The 1,825-nt window shown below is 35.6% G+C and carries 1 protein-coding gene; it reads left to right on the top strand.

Annotated elements, in window-relative coordinates; all coding sequences use genetic code 11:
* Positions 1-1,534 (top strand): S41 family peptidase (locus tag AC220I_RS21985; protein WP_486726009.1); only part of this gene is annotated, 1,534 nt, incomplete at its 5' end.
* Positions 1,535-1,825 lie beyond the last annotated feature (291 nt).

Genomic DNA, 1,825 nt, shown 5'->3' with positions numbered 1-1,825 from the left:
TGTAAACAAGAATAATATGGCGTCTAAAAAGAAAAATCAGCCTGTGATAAATATTAAAAGCGTATTGGCGATTTTATTAATTTTGCTTCTGATTGGTACTGCCATTGCGCCTGTTTTCTCTGAAACGGTGCCAATGGGTCAAGACTTGCCTTATAACAGACTACTAGAATCACGAAAGATGTTATCGAGCACGATTAGTGTAAATGTTGAGAATTCAGATCAAGAGGCATCTTTTGATGATTATTATAAAGATTTTATTGAGTTTATGGTGGATTATGCTGAAGAAAACTACTATAAAGATGTAAACAAACAGGATATTATTGATGGTGCTTACAAGGGTATTTTTGATTCGCTTGATCAGCATAGTATGTACTTCACACCAAAAGAGTATGCTGAGTTCGGAACAGATCTGGAAGGTGAGTTTAGCGGGATAGGTGCAGTTATTACTGATGGTGAGAACTATGTCGAAGTGGTTTCGCCGATAAAGGGGACACCTGCTTTTGAAGCAGGTTTACTGCCTGGAGATAAAATTGCATCTGTGAATGATGAAGATGCTAAGGGTTGGACTAAGGAGAAAGCTGTAACGGTAATCAGAGGACCTGAAGGCTCTACAGTAAAGTTAGGGATTCTAAGAGGTAGTTCAGATGAGCAAATTTACTTCAGTATCGTTAGGGGGATAATAACTGTTAAAACAGTAAATTATGAAATTCTTAAAGATAATGTTGGTTATATAGAAATCACACAGTTTGGCGATAAGACAAATAATGAGTTTGATGAAGCGATTCAATATATGATTACTCATAATGTAAAGGATCTTATATTAGATGTTAGAAATAATCCAGGTGGTTATTTGACATCAGCTATTCACATAAGTGACTATTTTGTTGATCAAGGAAAAGAAATTGTGAAAGTGGTCTATAAAGATCATAGCAATCAAATTTATAGAGGTGAAAGGCCTAAACTGGATATGGACTTAGCTGTTTTAGTAAATGGAGGATCTGCAAGTGCATCCGAGATCTTATCTGGAACGATTCAGCAAAATAAGTCTGGCATTATCGTTGGGGACAATACCTATGGAAAAGGTACTGTTCAGAACGTAATTCCGTTAACGAATGGTGGTGGGCTTAAAATAACAATTGCTGAGTATCTTGTACCGAATGATTACCATGTTGATCAAAACGGCATACACCCTGATGTAGAAATTCATGGAATAACAGATGCACAAAGAAAACTTTATGAGGCCTTTATACCAATGAATGAAAAATCACCAAAGTATAAAGGTGAGATTAGTTTAAATGTATATGGCGCTCAACAAAGATTAAAATTCTTGGATTATCAAATTGATGTAGATGGAAAGTTCGGCCCTAAAACTGAGCAAGTGATTAAGGACTTTCAAAAGCTCGTAGGTTTAAAATCGACAGGTATCTTAACCCTTGAGACTGTAGCTCAACTTGATCAGCAAGTGGATAAGATGCTTAAAGGTGAATTTGATCCCCAGTTAAACAAAGCCGTAGAGCTATTAAAAGCGAATTAATATATCCTATGGTTATGATTTAGCAAGAATAATATTCGTAAAAACATAAATAAAAGAGCCTTAGTGTTAAACGACCAATCCGCAGACTCTAGTCGAGGACTCTTGGTTGTTTAACACTAAGGCTCCTTTTGTTACAGAATTATTACACCCCATGTCATCAAGATGTAACGCACAAATCCCTGCAAATGGTATATAATACATGTATGGTGTAATGAACCTACTTTACAGTTCTATTACATTATGAAACATTGATTGACCACTTATTTCGATTAGTGGTATAATCAGTTGTAG

It is taken from the genome of Fusibacter sp. (genome assembly GCF_057447755.1).
This window is presented reverse-complemented; position numbering and strand designations above follow the sequence as displayed.